This window comes from Streptococcus mitis (genome assembly GCF_002096835.1).
GTDB classification, from domain to species: Bacteria; Bacillota; Bacilli; order Lactobacillales; family Streptococcaceae; genus Streptococcus; species Streptococcus mitis_W.
In genome coordinates this window covers 325378-345473 of the sequence record NZ_NCVG01000023.1, presented here as the reverse complement: position 1 = coordinate 345473, position 20096 = coordinate 325378, and the positions used below count along the sequence as shown (strand labels likewise).

12 protein-coding genes are annotated in these 20096 nt (G+C 42.5%); 11 read left to right on the top strand and 1 reads right to left on the bottom strand.

Going from position 1 to position 20096, the window contains the following annotated elements; all coding sequences use genetic code 11:
* On the bottom strand, window positions 1-3939 hold the full coding sequence (locus B7699_RS08480; RefSeq protein ID WP_084927952.1) for a pullulanase: 3939 nt from the start codon (window positions 3937-3939) through the stop codon (window positions 1-3).
* Between the two features lie 447 nt (window positions 3940-4386).
* Here B7699_RS08480 and rpoB point away from each other — a divergent pair, with 447 nt between their 5' ends.
* The 11 genes from rpoB (at window position 4387) to B7699_RS08425 (ending at window position 19963) form a co-directional block, all read left to right on the top strand.
* A complete protein-coding gene (gene rpoB / locus B7699_RS08475; protein WP_084927951.1) occupies window positions 4387-7998 on the top strand; it encodes a DNA-directed RNA polymerase subunit beta in 3612 nt (1203 codons plus the stop codon).
* Between the two features lie 32 nt (window positions 7999-8030).
* On the top strand, window positions 8031-11708 hold the full coding sequence (gene rpoC, locus B7699_RS08470; protein ID WP_000228740.1) for a DNA-directed RNA polymerase subunit beta': 3678 nt from the start codon (window positions 8031-8033) through the stop codon (window positions 11706-11708).
* A 108-nt stretch (window positions 11709-11816) separates the two neighbouring features.
* A complete protein-coding gene (gene ndk, locus B7699_RS08465; RefSeq protein ID WP_084927950.1) occupies window positions 11817-12239 on the top strand; it encodes a nucleoside-diphosphate kinase in 423 nt (140 codons plus the stop codon).
* Window positions 12240-12370: 131 nt separating this feature from the next.
* Window positions 12371-13003, top strand: a complete 633-nt coding sequence (locus tag B7699_RS08460) for a competence protein (protein WP_239822221.1) — start codon at window positions 12371-12373, stop codon at window positions 13001-13003.
* A gap of 95 nt (window positions 13004-13098) precedes the next feature.
* Window positions 13099-13542, top strand: a complete 444-nt coding sequence (gene tsaE, locus B7699_RS08455) for a tRNA (adenosine(37)-N6)-threonylcarbamoyltransferase complex ATPase subunit type 1 TsaE (protein ID WP_070528613.1) — start codon at window positions 13099-13101, stop codon at window positions 13540-13542.
* Window positions 13532-14050, top strand: coding sequence for a GNAT family N-acetyltransferase (locus B7699_RS08450; RefSeq protein WP_084927949.1), 519 nt, complete (start codon window positions 13532-13534; stop codon window positions 14048-14050). Before tsaE ends, B7699_RS08450 begins: the two co-directional genes overlap by 11 nt.
* Window positions 14051-14057: 7 nt before the next feature.
* Complete coding sequence (lytR, locus tag B7699_RS08445; RefSeq protein WP_084927948.1) at window positions 14058-15110, top strand: glycopolymer--peptidoglycan transferase LytR; 1053 nt, start codon at window positions 14058-14060, stop codon at window positions 15108-15110.
* Between the two features lie 88 nt (window positions 15111-15198).
* Entirely contained in the window at window positions 15199-16455 is a 1257-nt protein-coding gene (locus B7699_RS08440; RefSeq protein WP_084927947.1) for a competence/damage-inducible protein A, read from the top strand.
* A 54-nt stretch (window positions 16456-16509) separates the two neighbouring features.
* Window positions 16510-17664 carry a recombinase RecA gene (recA, locus tag B7699_RS08435; RefSeq protein ID WP_049552310.1) on the top strand — a complete coding sequence of 385 codons (1155 nt, stop codon included), beginning with the start codon at window positions 16510-16512 and terminating at the stop codon, window positions 17662-17664.
* 115 nt (window positions 17665-17779) lie between these two features.
* Entirely contained in the window at window positions 17780-19150 is a 1371-nt protein-coding gene (locus tag B7699_RS08430; protein ID WP_084927946.1) for an MATE family efflux transporter, read from the top strand.
* 96 nt (window positions 19151-19246) lie between these two features.
* Window positions 19247-19963 carry a YebC/PmpR family DNA-binding transcriptional regulator gene (locus tag B7699_RS08425; protein ID WP_023940351.1) on the top strand — a complete coding sequence of 239 codons (717 nt, stop codon included), beginning with the start codon at window positions 19247-19249 and terminating at the stop codon, window positions 19961-19963.
* Window positions 19964-20096 lie beyond the last annotated feature (133 nt).

Here is a 20096-nt window from a genome sequence, read left to right as displayed (position 1 = left end):
TTAATTCTCTTTTTTGTTTTTTAGTAAGAATCCGAGACCGAGAAGGGCAAGGAGGCTGATTCCTGCGAATAGGAGTTTGTTATCGTTTTTAGTTCCTGTATTTGGAAGTTCAGCTTGTTTAGCTAGAGGCGCAGGTATATTTTCCTTGCTAGGGTTTTCTACTGATTCGTTTTGAACAGCTTGACTTACAGATGATGGTTGTGTTTCTTGCGCTAGTTGTGAAGTTTGTGTAGCTTGTGAATCAGTTGTAGATTGTGAATCAGTTGTAGATTGGCTAGGTTTATCTTCTGCATCAGCTACTTTTGCATCTGGTTTAGGAGAATCTGGTTTAGTAGAGTCAGGTCTAACTTGTGGAGCTGGATCTTGATGTTCAGGTTTGACCACTCGGTTTGAAATAGTACCTTGGCCATTATTTTGCCCTTGTTCTTGTTTTAAGCTTGAAAGGTCAAATTCTGGTTTTTCTTCCACAGCTGGGGCAACGATGGCACCACCTTGAGAGACTCGAAGAACAGTAGCTGTAAGGGCATTTAATTTCAAGCCTTTTTCAGTCCATTCAAGGCCTTGAGGGTTGGCAATTCCGACTGGTCCTGCTTGGTTTTCGTCCGCCAAAACTTCAGCATTTCTGAGATAGGCAAAGGCAGTTCCCAGATTAAATTCGCGAGCTTTTTCGTCCGCATTGACAAAGACTGCGTAGATATCCCCGTTTGGAGCAGTGATTTGGTAGCCAATCACTACATCCTCTTTTTCCACACCATTTTGGCCTGGTACAGTGATGAGGTGGACACGGTCTTTGATATCTTGAAGACTCTTAAGTCGGAAGGCATCTGTAGATTGACGAAGGGCAATCAACCCTTTCATATAGTCACGACTCTTGACATTTTCAGGATAAGCTTTGCTGTCTGTAGCCTTAGTCCAGTCAAACTTATTGATAGCGTCGCTAGAATCGTAAGAGTCATGGATGAAGTAAGGATAGTCAAATGGATTGCCGTCCTTATCACGCAACAAGTGAGATTTGTTTGGAACCTTGTTCTCTTCTACTGGGGTCTTGTAGGCTGGGTCACGGAATTGTTTGGTGCGTCCGTATTCCTGACCAGAGTGGATAAATGGAGTTCCTTGAGCTGTCAAGACCATGAGGTTTCCAAGTCGCAAACGACGATGGATTTCAGCATAGTTCTCAGCCTTGCTTGGGTCTTTTTTGATAGACTGGGCAATGATATCAAAGAGGGTCAAGTTATCATGGGCTGCTATGTATTGGATGACATCTCCAGGGCTATCTGCTTCAAAGTTGGTTGGCTGAGCAATGAGATTTTTAAAGATAGTGTTGACATCACGCTTGCCACCCGTGATAAAGGCAGGTTGACCTTCATTTGGATAACCAGACTTGAGGTTGTTACGGATGTCATCTGAAAAGACAGCGACAGTATCGGTATGTTTCATCCAATCTTGGTCAGCAGCTCTAGTAGGCATGTTTTCATCACCAGCATAGGTTCTCCAACCTTCACCCAGCATGATGAGGTTTGGATTGAGGGCGCGTGCAGCCTTGTACGCTTCTTCGATAGAAGCGGCATCATGGTCTCCCATCATATCGAAGCGGAATCCATCTACTTTGTAGGTATCAACCAGATATTTGATAGAGTCAACTAGGAGCCGTTTGGTCATATGGTGGGTTGTTCCCAAGCGTCCACCACCAAAGCTAGTGCGAGGTGTACCATCAGCATCCATAAAGTGGTAGTAGTTTGGTTCTAAATCTTCAAAGATATCGACTTTAGCTGTATGGTTATACACTACGTCTAGGATAGCTCCCATACCACGTTTGTGGATTTCATTGATGAGATTTTTAAACTCTGCGATTCGTTTTTCTGGATTCTTAGGATCGCTTGAGTACATACCAGTCAAGGAGAAGTAGTTTTGAGGGTCATATCCCCAGTTGTAGTTGCTGTTGCTTGAAGCATAGTCAGACAAGCGTTCATGGTTCTTCAATTCATTGACAAAGTAGTAAGACAAGACTGGAAGGAGCTGGATGTGGGTCACACCCAAGTCTTTGAGATAGTCTAGTTTTTCAATAAAGGCTTCAAAGGTACCAAATGGTTTGGTCAAGTCTTTTGCAATGGCAGGATCTGAAGTGAAGTCACGCACATGAGCTTCGTAGATAACGGCATCTTCACGAGTCTTGAAGTTGTGAATCTTACCATAAGTCAAGTCTTGAGGTCCGAGTTTGGCTGGATCTACAAAGGCGGCTTTAGCCACTTTATGGGCATCGTCAATCTTAGCATCGTCACTATTCCAAGCAGCGAGAGATTTAGCGTAAGGATCGAGTGCAAGAACAGTTTTACCTTGACGCTCGATTTGGTATTGATAATAGTATCCAGTGAAATTTGTGATTCCTAGTTTGTTTGTGCTATCTAGAGTTTGTTTCCAAGTTCCTCTTTCCCCTTTTTCAAGAGCGACAGTTCCAACCACTTTTTCAGGGTCATTCTTGTCGTAGACAACGACAGAAACCTTATCGGCACTTGGTGACCAAAGGGTCAAATCAACTTGTTTTCCTTCTTCTTTGAGTTCAGCTCCAAGTTTACCATCATAGCTGTAAGTCTCATCTTTCAGGCGCCAGCTTGTTTTGGTAGTGAATTTGTCAGAGTTGTAGCTAACGGTATAAGGATGTTTTGTGTCAGAGAAATCTCCGCTGTAGGTCACTTTCTTGCCAGCTTCATCGATTGAGACATCAGTAATAGCTACTTTGTTTCCTAGGTGATTAGTGATGTTAGAGTGTTTGAGGATATCCTCTTTTTTGGCACCGACTAGTGTTGAAAAACTACTTTCAATGCTAGAAGTTCCTACGTGTTGGGCACCTGTCATACGGATATCGTGCACATAGTAGGGGTTGGTGTAGATGGTTTCGTCATCATCTTTTAGGAAAATTTGGCTATGATTTTTCAAATCTGTGAACTTATAATCTTCTTTACGGATTTTCACATCGTCTCCTTGTTTCTTTCTGTCTAGTAATAAAAATCCAAGATCTTTAGCTGCATCTTTGAGTGGAATATCGATATAGCGACCATATTTGCCTGTAGCCGTAAAGTCTGTTCCGTTAGGCCATTCACCACTACTTGGATTTTTCACATCTCCCCAGTACCAGAGAGATTTCTTGTCATAGTTGCCATCTGTACGATAGTAGTTGACGCGAATAGTTCCTGCAGGTTGTGGCTCGTAAGAGAAAACCTTGTGATCTTGGTCCAACCAAGCCTCATTCATCTTTGGTGCCAGTTTTTCTACCGATTTATCGCCGGTTAGATTTTTCCCAGCTGTATTGTTGATGAGGAAGCTAATTTTCTTGGCTTGTTCTCCCTTTAATTTGACATCTAGGTAGTAGCCGTAGTCATCTTTTTTGGCATCCTTGAAGGACAAGGCTCCGTTAGGCCAGTTCTCAGAAGGTTTTTCAACATCGTCCCAAGTCCATAGTCCTTGAGCATCCTTGTTTTCTTCAGGAAGCTTTTTGACATGGATACGGAAGTAGTTGTCTTCTATTGGCTCTTCTGCCTTAGTTTCAGTCGTTACTGGACTCGTAGAAGTAGTTGTCTCACTTGAACGATCTTGTCCAGTTTGTGGTGCTGAATCGGCTGGGCTTGCAACAGGAGTTGTTGGCTCTGTTGCAGGTTTTTCTTCTGTTTTCTCTAGGGAAGCGTTTGCATTATTAGGTGAAGAAAAATCGCTTTCTTTCTTACCAGAGCTCGTTGCTGTATCAGTAAGAGGTTGGGCAAGGGCAGTAGTAGTTTCACTATTACTTGCGTTAGTGGTTGTAGTATTTTCGTTGGCTGAGATAGTTGGTGTAGCCATGGCAAGTAGGACAAGGCTTGCTCCAATAAGGACAGAACCAGTTCCATTTTTGAGGGAACGGATGCTGTAGACCATTTTTTTCTCAGTTTGAGCTGGTGTTTTTCTCATGATGATTCTCCAATCAATAAATTTCTATATCAGTATAGCATGTAGTAAAATAATATGCAAGCGTTTTCTCGAAATTAAAATAAAAGAAAATCGCAACAGGTTTTGCTACGATTTAGCCAGTATTTCTTATAGGAAAAGATTTTGTCAAAAAATCGTTAATCCCCTTGAAAAATCTAGCTAAATAGGGTATAATATGAGTAATCATTTGTCGTAGGTTTTGTCTGAAATATTGTCCAGACAAGGCTCACAGCAGTTAAATCTTCTGAAGAAGTCAGATTTAGCTGCTCTTTTTGTGCTTTTTTTCAGGATTTTGAGTGCTTGTAACAAAGACTTAAAGATTCTGAAAATTTATCAAGAGGACACGGTGATAGGGGTTTTTAAAACCATATGACGATTAGAAAAGCCTGATTGACAAGGCTTGGAACTTATTTACAAAGGAGAATCATCTTGGCAGGACATGACGTTCAATACGGGAAACATCGTACCCGTCGTAGTTTTTCAAGAATCAAAGAAGTTCTTGACTTACCAAATTTGATTGAAATTCAAACTGACTCATTCAAAGATTTCCTAGACCATGGTCTTAAGGAAGTATTTGAAGATGTATTGCCAATTTCAAACTTCACAGACACAATGGAGTTGGAATTTGTTGGATATGAAATCAAGGAACCAAAATACACGCTAGAAGAAGCTCGTATCCACGATGCTAGCTACTCAGCACCAATTTTTGTAACCTTCCGCTTGATCAATAAAGAAACAGGCGAAATCAAAACCCAAGAAGTTTTCTTTGGTGATTTCCCAATCATGACTGAAATGGGTACTTTCATCATCAATGGTGGTGAACGTATCATCGTATCTCAGTTGGTCCGCTCACCAGGTGTTTACTTTAACGATAAAGTTGATAAAAACGGTAAAGTGGGGTACGGGTCAACTGTTATCCCTAACCGTGGAGCTTGGTTGGAACTTGAAAGCGACTCAAAAGATATTGCCTACACTCGTATCGACCGTACTCGTAAGATTCCATTTACAACATTGGTTCGTGCGCTTGGTTTCTCAGGTGATGATGAAATCTTTGATATCTTTGGTGATAGCGAATTGGTTCGCAACACTGTTGAAAAAGATATCCACAAGAATCCAATGGACTCTCGTACCGACGAAGCTTTGAAAGAAATTTACGAACGCCTTCGTCCAGGTGAGCCTAAGACTGCTGAAAGCTCACGTAGCTTGCTTGTAGCTCGTTTCTTTGACCCACGTCGTTATGACTTGGCAGCTGTCGGTCGTTACAAAATCAATAAAAAACTCAATGTTAAAACACGTTTGCTTAACCAAACTATTGCTGAGCCATTGGTAGACCCTGAAACAGGCGAAATCTTGGTAGAAGCTGGAACAGTCATGACTCGTAGCGTGATTGAAAGTATTGAAAGCTATTTGGATGGCGACTTGAACAAGATTGTCTACATTCCAAATGATGCAGCCGTTGTGACTGAGCCAGTTGTTCTTCAAAAATTCAAGGTTGTTGCTCCAACTGATCCAGACCGTGTTGTAACTATTATTGGTAATGCTAATCCAGATGACAAGGTTCGTATCGTCACTCCTGCAGATATTCTTGCCGAGATGAGCTACTTCCTCAACTTGGCTGAAGGGCTTGGCCGTGTAGATGACATCGACCACCTTGGAAACCGTCGTATCCGTGCGGTTGGTGAATTGCTTGCTAACCAAGTACGTCTTGGACTTTCTCGTATGGAACGTAATGTCCGTGAACGTATGTCTGTTCAAGACAACGAAGTCTTGACACCGCAACAAATTATCAATATCCGTCCTGTAACAGCTGCGGTTAAAGAATTCTTTGGTTCATCACAGTTGTCACAGTTCATGGACCAACACAACCCACTTTCTGAGTTGTCTCACAAACGCCGTTTGTCAGCCTTGGGGCCTGGTGGTTTGACACGTGACCGTGCTGGATATGAAGTACGTGACGTGCACTACACTCACTACGGTCGTATGTGTCCAATCGAGACACCTGAAGGACCTAATATCGGTTTGATCAATAACTTGTCATCTTACGGACACTTGAACAAATATGGTTTTGTTCAAACACCATACCGTAAGGTTGACCGTGAAACAGGCGTTGTCACAAACGAAATCGTTTGGTTGACAGCCGATGAAGAAGATGAATTTACTGTAGCACAGGCTAATTCTCGTCTGAATGAAGATGGAACATTTGCTGAGAAAGTTGTCATGGGACGTCACCAAGGGGTCAACCAAGAGTATCCAGCTAATGTTGTTGACTACATGGACGTTTCACCAAAACAGGTAGTTGCCGTTGCGACAGCATGTATTCCTTTCTTGGAAAACGATGACTCCAACCGTGCCCTCATGGGAGCCAACATGCAACGTCAGGCTGTGCCGTTGATTAATCCTAAGGCACCTTACGTTGGTACTGGTATGGAATACCAAGCAGCCCACGATTCAGGAGCTGCTGTGATTGCTCAGTATGACGGTAAAGTTACTTATGCAGATGCTGACAAGGTAGAAGTTCGTCGTGAAGATGGTTCATTGGACGTTTACCACATCCAAAAATTCCGTCGTTCAAACTCAGGTACTGCCTACAACCAACGTACGCTTGTTAAAGTTGGCGATGTCGTTGAAAAAGGCGATTTCATTGCTGACGGACCTTCTATGGAAAATGGAGAAATGGCGCTTGGACAAAACCCAATCGTTGCCTATATGACTTGGGAAGGCTACAACTTCGAGGATGCCGTTATCATGAGCGAACGCTTGGTTAAAGACGATGTCTACACATATGTCCACCTTGAAGAATACGAATCAGAAACGCGCGATACAAAGCTTGGGCCTGAAGAAATCACTCGCGAAATTCCAAACGTTGGTGAAGATGCTCTTAAAGACCTTGACGAAATGGGTATTATCCGTATCGGTGCTGAGGTTAAAGAAGGCGATATCCTTGTAGGTAAAGTAACACCTAAGGGGGAGAAAGACCTTTCAGCTGAAGAACGTCTCTTGCACGCTATCTTTGGAGACAAGTCACGTGAAGTTCGTGATACTTCTCTTCGTGTACCACACGGTGCCGATGGTGTCGTTCGTGATGTTAAGATCTTTACACGTGCAAATGGAGATGAGTTACAATCAGGTGTCAACATGCTGGTTCGCGTTTACATCGCTCAAAAACGTAAGATCAAGGTCGGAGATAAGATGGCCGGACGTCACGGAAATAAAGGGGTTGTCTCTCGTATCGTTCCTGTAGAAGACATGCCTTACCTTCCAGATGGAACTCCAGTCGATATCATGTTGAACCCACTTGGGGTGCCATCACGTATGAATATCGGTCAGGTTATGGAGCTCCACCTTGGTATGGCGGCTCGTACTCTTGGTATTCACATCGCAACACCAGTCTTTGACGGAGCAAGTTCTGAAGACCTTTGGTCAACTGTTAAAGAAGCTGGTATGGATAGCGATGCCAAAACAATCCTTTACGATGGACGTACGGGTGAACCATTTGATAACCGTGTTTCTGTCGGAGTCATGTACATGATCAAACTCCACCACATGGTTGACGATAAATTGCACGCGCGTTCGGTCGGACCTTACTCAACCGTTACCCAACAACCACTCGGAGGTAAAGCTCAGTTTGGTGGACAACGTTTCGGTGAGATGGAGGTTTGGGCTCTTGAAGCCTACGGTGCCTCAAATGTCCTTCAAGAAATCTTGACTTACAAGTCTGACGATATCAACGGACGTTTGAAAGCTTATGAAGCTATTACAAAAGGAAAACCAATTCCAAAACCAGGTGTTCCAGAATCCTTCCGAGTTCTTGTCAAAGAATTGCAATCTCTTGGTCTTGACATGCGTGTCCTAGACGAAGATGACCAAGAAGTGGAACTTCGTGACTTGGATGAAGGAATGGACGAAGATGTCATCCACGTAGATGACCTTGAAAAAGCCCGCGAAAAAGCAGCCCAAGAGGCTAAAGCAGCCTTTGAAGCTGAAGAAGCTGAGAAAGCAACAAAAGCGGAAGCAACAGAAGAAGCTGCTGAACAAGAATAAGCAGTTCACTTAGAATAGAAAGGGAAGAAATAGTGGTTGATGTAAATCGTTTTAAAAGTATGCAAATCACCCTAGCTTCTCCAAGTAAAGTCCGTTCATGGTCTTATGGAGAAGTCAAAAAACCTGAAACAATCAATTACCGTACCTTGAAACCAGAACGTGAAGGACTCTTTGATGAAGTGATCTTTGGTCCTACAAAAGACTGGGAATGTGCTTGTGGTAAGTACAAACGCATTCGTTACAGAGGGATTGTTTGTGACCGTTGTGGGGTTGAAGTAACGCGTACAAAAGTTCGTCGTGAGCGTATGGGGCATATCGAATTGAAAGCTCCTGTATCTCACATCTGGTACTTCAAGGGGATTCCAAGCCGTATGGGCTTGACCCTTGATATGAGTCCTCGTGCCCTTGAGGAAGTTATCTACTTTGCGGCTTATGTGGTGATTGATCCTAAGGATACACCGCTTGAGCACAAGTCTATCATGACAGAGCGCGAATACCGCGAGCGCTTGCGTGAATATGGTTATGGATCATTCGTTGCCAAGATGGGTGCCGAAGCTATCCAAGACCTTTTGAAACAAGTAGATCTTGAAAAAGAAATTGCTGAACTCAAAGAAGAGTTGAAAACAGCTACTGGACAAAAACGTGTCAAAGCAATCCGTCGTTTGGATGTTTTGGATGCTTTCTACAAGTCTGGGAACAAACCTGAGTGGATGATTCTCAACATCCTTCCAGTTATTCCACCAGATCTTCGTCCAATGTTGCAGTTGGATGGTGGTCGTTTTGCCTCATCTGACTTGAACGATCTTTACCGTCGTGTTATCAACCGTAACAACCGTTTGGCTCGCTTGCTTGAGTTGAATGCACCAGGTATCATCGTTCAAAATGAGAAGCGTATGCTTCAAGAAGCGGTTGACGCTTTGATTGACAATGGTCGTCGTGGTCGTCCAATCACAGGACCAGGTAGCCGTCCACTTAAATCATTGAGTCACATGCTTAAAGGTAAACAAGGACGCTTCCGTCAAAACTTGCTCGGTAAACGTGTTGACTTCTCAGGACGTTCCGTTATCGCCGTTGGTCCAACACTTAAGATGTACCAATGTGGTGTGCCGCGTGAAATGGCAATCGAGCTCTTTAAACCATTTGTCATGCGTGAAATCGTTGCTCGTGATATCGTGCAAAACGTCAAAGCAGCTAAACGCTTGGTGGAACGTGGAGACGAACGCATCTGGGATATCCTTGAAGAAGTGATCAAAGAACACCCAGTACTTTTGAACCGCGCACCGACCCTTCACCGTTTGGGTATCCAAGCCTTCGAACCTGTCTTGATTGATGGTAAGGCCCTTCGCTTGCACCCACTTGTCTGTGAAGCCTACAATGCCGACTTTGACGGGGACCAAATGGCCATCCACGTACCACTTTCAGAAGAAGCTCAAGCAGAAGCTCGTATCCTCATGCTTGCTGCTGAGCACATCTTAAACCCGAAAGATGGTAAACCAGTTGTTACTCCATCACAGGATATGGTTTTGGGTAACTACTACTTGACCATGGAAGAAGCTGGTCGTGAAGGTGAAGGAATGGTCTTCAAAGACCGTGACGAAGCTGTTATGGCTTACCGTAATGGTTATGTTCACCTCCACTCACGTGTTGGTATCGCGACAGACAGCCTCAACAAACCATGGACAGAAGAGCAAAAACACAAGGTCTTGCTTACAACAGTTGGTAAAATCCTCTTCAACGACATCATGCCAGAGGGTCTACCATACTTGCAAGAACCAAACAATGCCAACTTGACAGAAGGCGTTCCAGCTAAGTACTTCTTGCCACTTGGTGGAGATATCAAGGAAGCAATCAGCAAACTTGAACTCAACCCTCCATTCAAGAAGAAAAACCTTGGAAATATCATCGCTGAAATCTTCAAACGTTTCCGTACGACAGAAACTTCTGCCCTACTTGACCGTATGAAGAACCTCGGTTACCACCACTCAACTCTTGCAGGATTGACAGTGGGGATTGCCGATATCCCAGTCGTTGATGACAAGGCTGAAATCATTGAAGAATCACACAAACGTGTAGAACAAATCACAAAACAATTCCGTCGTGGTATGATCACAGACGACGAGCGTTACAATGCCGTTACAGCTGAATGGCGTGCTGCCCGTGAAAAACTTGAGAAACGCTTGATTGCCAATCAAGATCCTAAGAACCCAATCGTTATGATGATGGACTCAGGAGCCCGTGGTAATATCTCAAACTTCTCACAGCTTGCCGGTATGCGTGGTCTGATGGCTGCTCCGAACGGACGTATCATGGAATTGCCAATCCTTTCAAACTTCCGTGAAGGTTTGTCAGTACTCGAAATGTTCTTCTCAACTCACGGTGCCCGTAAAGGTATGACCGATACGGCCCTTAAGACAGCCGACTCAGGTTACTTGACTCGTCGTTTGGTTGACGTTGCCCAAGACGTTATCATCCGTGAGGACGACTGTGGAACAGACCGTGGTCTCTTGATCCGCTCTATCGCAGAAGGAAAAGAGATGATCGAGTCTCTTGAAGAGCGTCTCAATGGTCGTTACACTAAGAAAACTGTTAAACATCCAGAAACTGGTGCAGTGATCATTGGTCCAAATGAGTTGATTACAGAAGACAAGGCGCGTGAAATTGTCAATGCTGGTGTGGAAGAAGTGACTATCCGCTCTGTATTTACATGTAACACTCGTCATGGTGTCTGCCGTCACTGTTACGGTATCAACTTGGCGACTGGTGATGCGGTTGAAGTTGGTGAAGCAGTTGGTACAATCGCTGCCCAATCTATCGGGGAACCTGGTACACAGCTTACAATGCGTACCTTCCACACGGGTGGGGTTGCTTCAAATACCGATATCACTCAGGGTCTTCCTCGTGTCCAAGAAATCTTTGAAGCCCGCAATCCTAAAGGGGAAGCGGTTATCACAGAGGTTAAAGGACAAGTTACGGCTATCGAAGAAGATGCATCAACTCGTACTAAGAAAGTCTTTGTTAAGGGTGAAACTGGCGAAGGTGAATATGTCGTTCCATTTACCGCTCGTATGCGTGTTGAAGTTGGAGACCAAGTAGCTCGTGGTGCTGCTCTTACAGAAGGTTCAATCCAACCAAAACGTCTCCTTGCAGTCCGTGATGTCTTGTCAGTTGAAACTTACCTTCTTGGTGAAGTACAAAAAGTTTACCGTAGCCAAGGGGTAGAAATCGGTGACAAACACATCGAGGTAATGGTTCGTCAAATGATTCGTAAAGTACGTGTCATGGATCCAGGTGACACAGATCTTCTCATGGGTACCCTCATGGATATCAATGACTTTACAGATGCTAACAAAGATGTCCTTATCGCAGGTGGAGTTCCAGCGACAGGTCGCCCAGTCCTTATGGGAATTACCAAAGCCTCACTTGAAACAAACAGTTTCTTGTCAGCGGCTTCCTTCCAGGAAACAACTCGTGTCCTTACTGATGCGGCTATCCGTGGTAAGAAAGACCATCTCCTTGGACTTAAAGAAAATGTTATCATCGGTAAAATCATCCCAGCAGGTACTGGTATGGCCCGTTACCGTAACCTTGAACCACATGCTATCAACGAAGAAGAATACCTTAACCCTCCAGTAGAGGAAGAAGGAAATGAAGAAACAACAGAAGTAGTTGTGGATACTGCCGTTGAAACTGTGGAAGAAACAGTAGAATAAGAGAGAATGAGAGAGCCTTCGGGTTCTCTTTCTCTTTTCTGAAAACTTTCTCCATTTTTCCATGAAATGTGGTAAAATAAAAGAAAGAAGCTGACAAAGGAGACGGGTATGGAACAAACATTCTTTATCATTAAACCAGATGGTGTAAAAAGAGGACTAGTAGGTGAAGTGTTGAAACGCATCGAACAACGTGGATTGACAATCGAAAAATTAGAGTTGCGTTCACAGGTTTCAGAAGAGTTGATTGACCAGCACTATCAGGACTTGGTTGGTCAGAGTTTTTACCCACCGATTCGTGAATTTATGACTTCAGGCCCGGTTCTTGTAGGTATCATTTCTGGTCCTAAAGTAATTGAAACTTGGCGGACCATGATGGGCGCAACTCGTCCAGAAGAAGCTTTACCAGGGACTATTCGAGGTGATTTTGCAAAAGCTGCTGGAGAAAATGAGGTTATCCAAAATGTTGTACATGGTTCAGATTCAGAAGAGTCAGCTAAGCGAGAAATTGCTCTTTGGTTTAAGGAAAAATAACAAAAAGTTTGGTGTGAGGATTACTTGCATCAAACTTTTTTGCATTTTAGAGTAGAAAACTGACAGTTGAGAAATATTCTAGCAATGATGAGAATTTCTAGCTTATAATAAGAGCAAGTAAGGGAGGAAGAATGATGGAAAGAATGAAAAAGCAAATTCGAGTTTTGTTATTGCTGACGGTTTTTGGACTTAGTAGCTGTTCTTGTTTAAGTTTATCGACTTGGTCCTTGATGTTAAATCAAAACTGCTTCTATTATTTAGTGGGTATGTTGCTCCTTGCGAGTATTGGTGCAGGGCTAAACTATTATAGAGGGCAACGAAATCAACATTATTCAGTTTTTAAAGAAGATAGACAACAATTCTTGTATACTCTGTTGCTATTGGTAAATGTTTTAGGTTTAGCTTTGATTATCATAGAATATGTTCTTACGGGAAGAGCAACTGGTGAAGAGTTTGTAGAAGTCTTTCTACCGAGTTTCTTTTTCTTATTTGGTATTGATTTGTTAGTTTTTCTGCCCATTCAGAAGTACGTATATGGATTGAAAAAGATTTTAGGTAAGAAGGAAATAAGTTTTATTAGTGGATTAGCTATTTTAATCGTTCTCAGAAATCCCTGGTCAATATTATCCATGACCTTTTATATTGCCTTGGGCATGCTATTTCTAGGCCTGTTGGTGCCAAAAGTTATTCGTTGGGAAGTTTCATTTTATAGCCACTTGATGAGAGATATATTATTAGTTTTCTTTTTACTGTTCCTATTTTAAAATCAGAACAAGAACCAGCCCAAGTCTCATAATTCATAATCTGGACTTCACAGATAATATCTCGACAAAGAATAACTTTTTGGTATAATAGAGGTATGTACACTAAAAACGAAGAAGAGTTACAGTCCTTAGGTGAACGTTTGGGCTGTTTATTAGAGAAGAATGATGTCTTAATTCTAACTGGAGAACTTGGAGCAGGCAAAACGACCTTTACAAAAGGCCTTGCTAAGGGATTACAGATTTCTCAGATGATTAAGAGTCCAACCTATACTATCGTGAGAGAGTATGAAGGTCGTCTTCCACTTTACCACCTAGATGTTTATCGTATTGAGGGGGATGCTGATTCTATTGATTTAGATGAGTTTCTCTTTGGTGGTGGGGTAACTGTCATTGAGTGGGGACATCTTTTAGGTGATGCCTTACCAGATACTTATTTAGAATTGGAAATTCTAAAAGAGGAAGATGGTCGCAGATTAAACTTCAAAGCCAAGGGCTTACGTGCAGAAAAACTCTTAGAGGAGCTTCAACATGGAGTATGAATTGCTCATTAGGGAAGCAGAGGTTGAAGATGCGGCTGCCTTAGTATCATTTTTAAATCGTGTCAGTGTAGAAACAGATTTTACCAGTCTGGACAGGGATGGTATTTTGATGACAGATACTGAGATGGAGTTATTTTTGGATAAACAGGCTCACTCGGAAAATCAAATCACTTTACTGGCCTTACTGAATGATGAAATTGCTGGTCTTGTAAATGTTACAGCTGACCAGCGTAAGAGAGTCCGTCATATTGGAGATCTCTTTATTGTGATTGGTAAGAAATATTGGAATAATGGATTGGGAAATTTGTTACTTGAAGAAGTCGTAGAATGGGCGCAGGCTAGTGGCATTCTTCGTCGACTTCAACTAACTGTCCAAACTCGTAATCAAGCTGCAGTTCATCTTTATCAAAAGCAAGGCTTTGTAATTGAAGGTCGCCAAGAGCGTGGAGCATATATAGAGGAAGGGAAATTTATCGATGTTTACCTGATGGGTAGACTGATAGATTAATAGAAATATGGTTAAAAAAATTATTGGAATGGTGCTAGCTTTTCTAGCTGTGACAATTTTGGGTGTTGGTGTCTTCGCTTATACTATTTATCAGCAAGGTACACAAACCTTATCAAAAACCTATAAAAAAATTGGAGAAGAAACCAATGTTATTGAGGCTACTGAACCCTTAACGATCCTTTTAATGGGAGTTGATACTGGAAATGTGGAACGAACCGACCCTTGGGAAGGTAATAGTGACTCCATGATTCTCTTGACAGTTAATCCGCATACGAGAAAGACAACAATGTTGAGCTTAGAGCGAGATATTTTGACGAAAATTCAGCATAAAGATGGACAAATCGAAGAAGCGAAACTGAACGCAGCCTATGCTGGAGGAGGTGCAGAATTAGCTATCTCAACCATCCAGAAGATGATGAACATTCATATTGACCGCTATATTATGGTCAATATGCAAGGTTTGCAACAATTAGTCGATGCGGTAGGGGGAGTTACTGTCAATAATACTCTAGGTTTTCCGATTTCCATTAGTGATCAAGAGGAATTTAACACCATTTCTATCGGTGTTGGGCAGCAAACTCTAAATGGAGATGAAGCTCTTGTTTATTCTCGCATGCGCTACCAGGACCCAGAAGGGGACTACGGACGTCAGAAGCGTCAGCGTGAAGTCATTCAAAAGGTTGTTGAAAAAGTTCTTAGTTTGAATAGCGTTAGTCACTATCAGTCTATCTTAAAAGCCTTAAGTACGAATATGCAGACTAATATTGATTTATCTGCGAAAAGTATTCCTAGCTTGTTGGGCTATAAAGATTCATTTAAAACCATTGAATCTCAACAATTGAAGGGCGAAGGAGAGATGTTGCAAGGTATTTCTTACCAGATTGTTTCGAGAGAGCATATGTTGGAAATGCAGAATATATTGCGACGTTCTTTGGGACAAGAAGAAGTCACTCAGCTGGAAACAAATGTTGTCTTATTTGAAGATTTGTTTGGACGGGTGCCTGTTGGTGATGGGGAGAATCAACAACAAGGTGTCTTTGTAACAAATGAAGTAGAATAGTTCGTTTTTTAATACAAATAAAAAATTAATCGTGGGAAATTTCCTGCGATTTTTTCAAAAAAATACGAATAGATAGGTAGGAGGAAACATGAAAGCAGAAATCATTGCTGTTGGAACAGAGATTTTGACGGGACAGATTGTTAATACCAATGCCCAGTTTTTATCAGAAAAACTAGCAGAGATTGGGGTAGATGTATATTTTCAGACGGCTGTAGGAGACAACGAAGCCCGTCTCTTATCCCTGCTTGAGATTGCCAGTCAACGTAGCAGTCTGGTGATTTTGACAGGTGGTTTGGGGCCGACTGAGGACGATTTGACCAAACAAACTCTAGCTAAATTTTTAGGGAAAGAATTAGTCTTTGACCCTCAGGCGCAGGAGAAGTTGGATGTCTTTTTTGCCCAGAGACCAGACTATGCCCGAACACCGAATAACGAAAGACAAGCTCAACTTGTAGAAGGAGCGACTCCGCTGCCAAACGAAACAGGGTTGGCTGTAGGGGGGATGTTAGAGGCCGAAGGAGTGACCTACGTCGTCCTTCCAGGTCCACCAAGTGAATTGAAACCTATGGTCTTAAACCAACTTCTACCCAAGTTGATGACAGGGAGCAAGTTGTATTCCCGAGTTCTTCGTTTCTTTGGAATTGGTGAAAGTCAGCTGGTGACAATTTTGGCTGATTTGATTGAGAATCAAACCGATCCGACCTTGGCGCCTTATGCAAAGACAGGAGAGGTAACACTGCGCTTGTCAACAAAAGCTAGCAGTCTAGAAGAGGCAAATCAAGTGCTGGATATCTTGGAAAATCAAATCTTGGATCGCCAGACTTTTGAAGGCCTTTCTTTACGAGATCTTTGTTATGGGTATGGGGAAGAAACTAGCTTGGCCAGCATTGTGGTAGAAGAACTGAAAAAACAGGGGAAAACCATCACGGCTGCAGAGAGCTTGACGGCAGGTCTTTTCCAAGCTACTGTAGCGAATTTTTTGGGTGCTTCCAGTATATTTAAAGGTGGTTTTGTGACCTATAGCTTGGAGGAAAAATCAAAGATGTTGGATATTCCTGCCAAGGATTTGGAAGAACATGGTGTAGTGTCTGCATTTACAGCTCAGAAGATGGCTGAGCAGGCACGAATCAAGACCCAGTCTGATTTTGGCCTTAGTTTGACTGGAGTAGCAGGGCCAGACAGTCTAGAAGGACACCCAGCTGGGACAGTCTTCATAGGCTTGGCTCGAGAGCATGAAACAGAGGTCATCAAGGTTAATATTGGAGGCAGAAGTCGAGCAGATGTACGTCACATTGCTGTTATGCATGCCTTTAACCTAGTTCGCAAGGCTTTATTAAGTGACTAACTTTTGATATAATAGTAGATAGGTCTGAGGACCATTAGAATGTAGGAGAATAGAATGGCGAAAAAACCAAAAAAATTAGATGAAATTTCAAAAAAATTCGGGGCAGAACGTGAAAAAGCCTTGAATGACGCTCTTAAATTGATTGAGAAAGACTTTGGTAAAGGATCAATCATGCGTTTGGGTGAACGTGCGGAGCAAAAGGTGCAAGTGATGAGTTCAGGTTCTTTGGCTCTTGACATTGCCCTTGGTTCAGGTGGTTATCCTAAGGGGCGTATCATTGAAATTTATGGGCCAGAGTCATCTGGTAAGACAACGGTTGCCCTTCATGCAGTTGCACAAGCGCAAAAAGAAGGTGGTATTGCAGCCTTTATCGATGCGGAACATGCTCTCGATCCAGCTTATGCTGCGGCCCTTGGTGTCAATATTGACGAATTGCTCTTATCTCAACCAGACTCAGGAGAACAAGGTCTTGAAATTGCAGGGAAATTGATTGACTCAGGTGCAGTTGACCTTGTCGTGGTCGACTCAGTTGCGGCCCTTGTACCTCGTGCGGAAATTGATGGAGATATCGGAGATAGCCACGTTGGTTTGCAGGCTCGTATGATGAGCCAGGCTATGCGTAAACTTGGTGCTTCTATCAATAAAACCAAAACAATTGCCATCTTTATCAACCAATTGCGTGAAAAAGTTGGGGTCATGTTTGGAAATCCAGAAACAACTCCTGGTGGACGTGCTCTGAAATTCTACGCTTCAGTCCGTTTGGATGTTCGTGGAAGCACGCAAATCAAGGGAACTGGTGACCAAAAAGATACCAATGTCGGTAAAGAAACTAAAATCAAGGTCGTGAAAAACAAGGTGGCTCCACCATTTAAGGAAGCCTTCGTTGAAATCATGTACGGAGAAGGGATTTCTAAGACTGGTGAACTCTTGAAGATCGCAAGCGATTTGGATATCATCAAAAAAGCAGGAGCATGGTATTCTTACAAAGATGAAAAAATTGGGCAAGGTTCTGAAAATGCTAAGAAATACTTGGCAGATAACCCAGAAGTCTTTGATGAGATTGACCATCAAGTCCGTGTTCAATTCGGTTTGATTGATGGAGAAGAAGTTGCTGAAAGCAAAAAAGATGAAGCAGTTCAAGCAGATTCTGTAAATGAAGAAGTAACTCTTGACCTAGGTGACGAACTTGAAATCGAAATTGAAGAATAAGCTGTTAAAGCAGTGGAGGCCATCCGCTGCTTTTTCGATTCTTTATTCAAGATTTCAGATTGCCTATAGTTTGCTGTTTCTTGTCGCTCCTCTAGAAAGCTGATATAATAGCCTTATGAATAAAAAACGAACAGTGGACCTGATACATGGTCCGATTCTTCCCTCGCTTTTGAGTTTTGCTTTCCCAATCTTGCTATCAAATATTTTTCAACAGCTCTATAATACTGCTGATGTCTTGATTGTTGGGCGATTTCTTGGTCAAGAATCCTTGGCTGCAGTAGGAGCAACGACAGCTATTTTTGACCTGATTGTAGGTTTTACTCTTGGTGTTGGCAATGGGATGGGGATTGTTATTGCCCGTTATTATGGGGCTAGGAATTTCACTAAAATCAAGGAGGCAGTAGCAACCACCTGGATTTTAGGTGCACTTTTGAGTATTGTAGTGATGCTGCTGGGCTTTCTTGGATTGTATCCACTCTTGCAATACCTAGATACCCCTGCAGAAATTCTTCCTCAGTCCTATCAATATATTTCTATGATTGTGACCTGTGTAGGTGTCAGCTTTGCTTATAATCTTTTTGCAGGTTTGTTGCGGTCCATTGGGGACAGTCTAGCTGCCCTTGGTTTTCTGATTTTCTCTGCCCTTATCAATGTAGTTCTTGACTTGTATTTCATTACACAACTGCAGTTAGGAGTTCAATCGGCAGGACTTGCGACTATTATTTCGCAGGGGCTGTCAGCTGCACTTTGTTTCTACTATATCCGAAAGAATGTACCTGAACTACTCCCTCAACTCAAACATTTCAAATGGGACAAGGCCTTGTACGCGGATCTTTTGGAGCAAGGTTTGGCTATGGGCTTGATGAGTTCAATTGTATCTATCGGCAGTGTGATTTTACAGTCTTCTGTTAATACCTTTGGTGCAGTGATTATTAGTGCCCAGACGGCAGCTCGACGCATTATGGCCTTCGCCCTTCTTCCTATGACCGCTATTTCTGCTTCGATGACGACCTTTGCTTCTCAGAATCTAGGAGCTAAGCGCCCAGACCGCATTGTTCAAGGCCTACGAATCGGCAGTCGTTTAAGTGTATCCTGGGCAGTTTTTGTATGTGTCTTTCTCTTTTTTGCCAGTCCTGCCTTGGTTTCCTTCTTGGCTAGTTCGACGGATAGCTACTTGGTAGAAAATGGAAGTCTATATCTGCAAATCAGTTCAGCCTTTTATCTTATTTTGAGTCTCTTATTGATTTATCGTAATTGCTTGCAGGGCTTGGGGCAAAAAGTCCTTCCTCTGGTTTCTAGCTTTATCGAACTAATCGGGAAGATTGCTTTTGTGATCTTGATTATTCCTTGGGCGGGCTATAAGGGAGTTATCCTTTGCGAACCCCTAATCTGGGTTGCCATGACCATTCAACTGTACTTCTCATTATTCCGTCACCCCTTGATAAAAGAAGGTAAGGCCATCTTGGCAACAAAAGTGTCATCATAGCTCGATTTGCTAAATAAAATCCATTTCCTCTAGTGAAAATCGAAAAAACTTGTGTTATAATAAGAAAGATTAAAATGTGAAAAAAGGAGATTCCTAATGGGACGTAAATGGGCCAATATTGTAGCCAAGAAAACGGCTAAAGATGGAGCTAACTCTAAAGTATATGCAAAATTTGGTGTAGAAATCTATGTAGCAGCTAAAAAAGGTGATCCAGATCCAGAATCAAACTCAGCCTTGAAATTCGTTATCGACCGTGCTAAACAAGCCCAAGTGCCAAAACACGTTATCGATAAGGCTTTGGACAAGGCTAAAGGAAACACAGACGAAACCTTTACAGAAGGACGTTACGAAGGTTTTGGGCCAAATGGTTCTATGTTGATCGTGGATACTTTGACTTCAAATGTCAACCGTACAGCGGCCAATGTCCGTGCAGCTTTTGGTAAAAATGGCGGAAACATGGGTGCTTCAGGTTCGGTTTCATACCTCTTTGACAACAAGGGAGTTATTGTATTTGCAGGTGAAGATGCAGATGCAGTCTTTGAGCAATTGCTCGAAGCAGATGTGGATGTGGACGATGTAGAAGCAGAAGAAGGCACAATCACGGTTTACACAGCGCCAACTGACCTTCACAAGGCTATTGTTGCTTTACGTGAATCAGGTATCCAAGAATTCCAAGTGACTGAATTGGAAATGATTCCTCAGTCAGAAGTGGAATTGTCAGGCGATGACCTTGAAACTTTTGAAAAACTTTACAGTGTCCTTGAAGACGACGAGGACGTACAAAAAATCTACACAAACGTAGACGGGTTCTAATTTAACATTGAGAATATGATCCTAAGTGAGAAGCTCACTTGGGATTTTTTTAATCAAGAAAATAGTTCTCATGAAAACTTTTTCTTGACATCTCTTTTCAAAGTGGTAAAATAGTTCTCATGAAAACTTATTT

What these genes read in the sequence shown, in the direction of transcription:
- B7699_RS08425 (WP_023940351.1), top strand. Translation starts at nt 19,247, where the DNA reads ATGGGACGTAAATGGGCCAATATTGTAGCCAAGAAAACGGCTAAAGAT.
- B7699_RS08430 (WP_084927946.1), top strand. Translation starts at nt 17,780, where the DNA reads ATGAATAAAAAACGAACAGTGGACCTGATACATGGTCCGATTCTTCCC.
- B7699_RS08480 (WP_084927952.1), bottom strand. Translation starts at nt 3,939, where the DNA reads ATGAGAAAAACACCAGCTCAAACTGAGAAAAAAATGGTCTACAGCATC.
- recA (WP_049552310.1), top strand. Translation starts at nt 16,510, where the DNA reads ATGGCGAAAAAACCAAAAAAATTAGATGAAATTTCAAAAAAATTCGGG.
- B7699_RS08440 (WP_084927947.1), top strand. Translation starts at nt 15,199, where the DNA reads ATGAAAGCAGAAATCATTGCTGTTGGAACAGAGATTTTGACGGGACAG.
- ndk (WP_084927950.1), top strand. Translation starts at nt 11,817, where the DNA reads ATGGAACAAACATTCTTTATCATTAAACCAGATGGTGTAAAAAGAGGA.
- lytR (WP_084927948.1), top strand. Translation starts at nt 14,058, where the DNA reads ATGGTTAAAAAAATTATTGGAATGGTGCTAGCTTTTCTAGCTGTGACA.
- B7699_RS08450 (WP_084927949.1), top strand. Translation starts at nt 13,532, where the DNA reads ATGGAGTATGAATTGCTCATTAGGGAAGCAGAGGTTGAAGATGCGGCT.
- B7699_RS08460 (WP_239822221.1), top strand. Translation starts at nt 12,371, where the DNA reads ATGATGGAAAGAATGAAAAAGCAAATTCGAGTTTTGTTATTGCTGACG.
- tsaE (WP_070528613.1), top strand. Translation starts at nt 13,099, where the DNA reads ATGTACACTAAAAACGAAGAAGAGTTACAGTCCTTAGGTGAACGTTTG.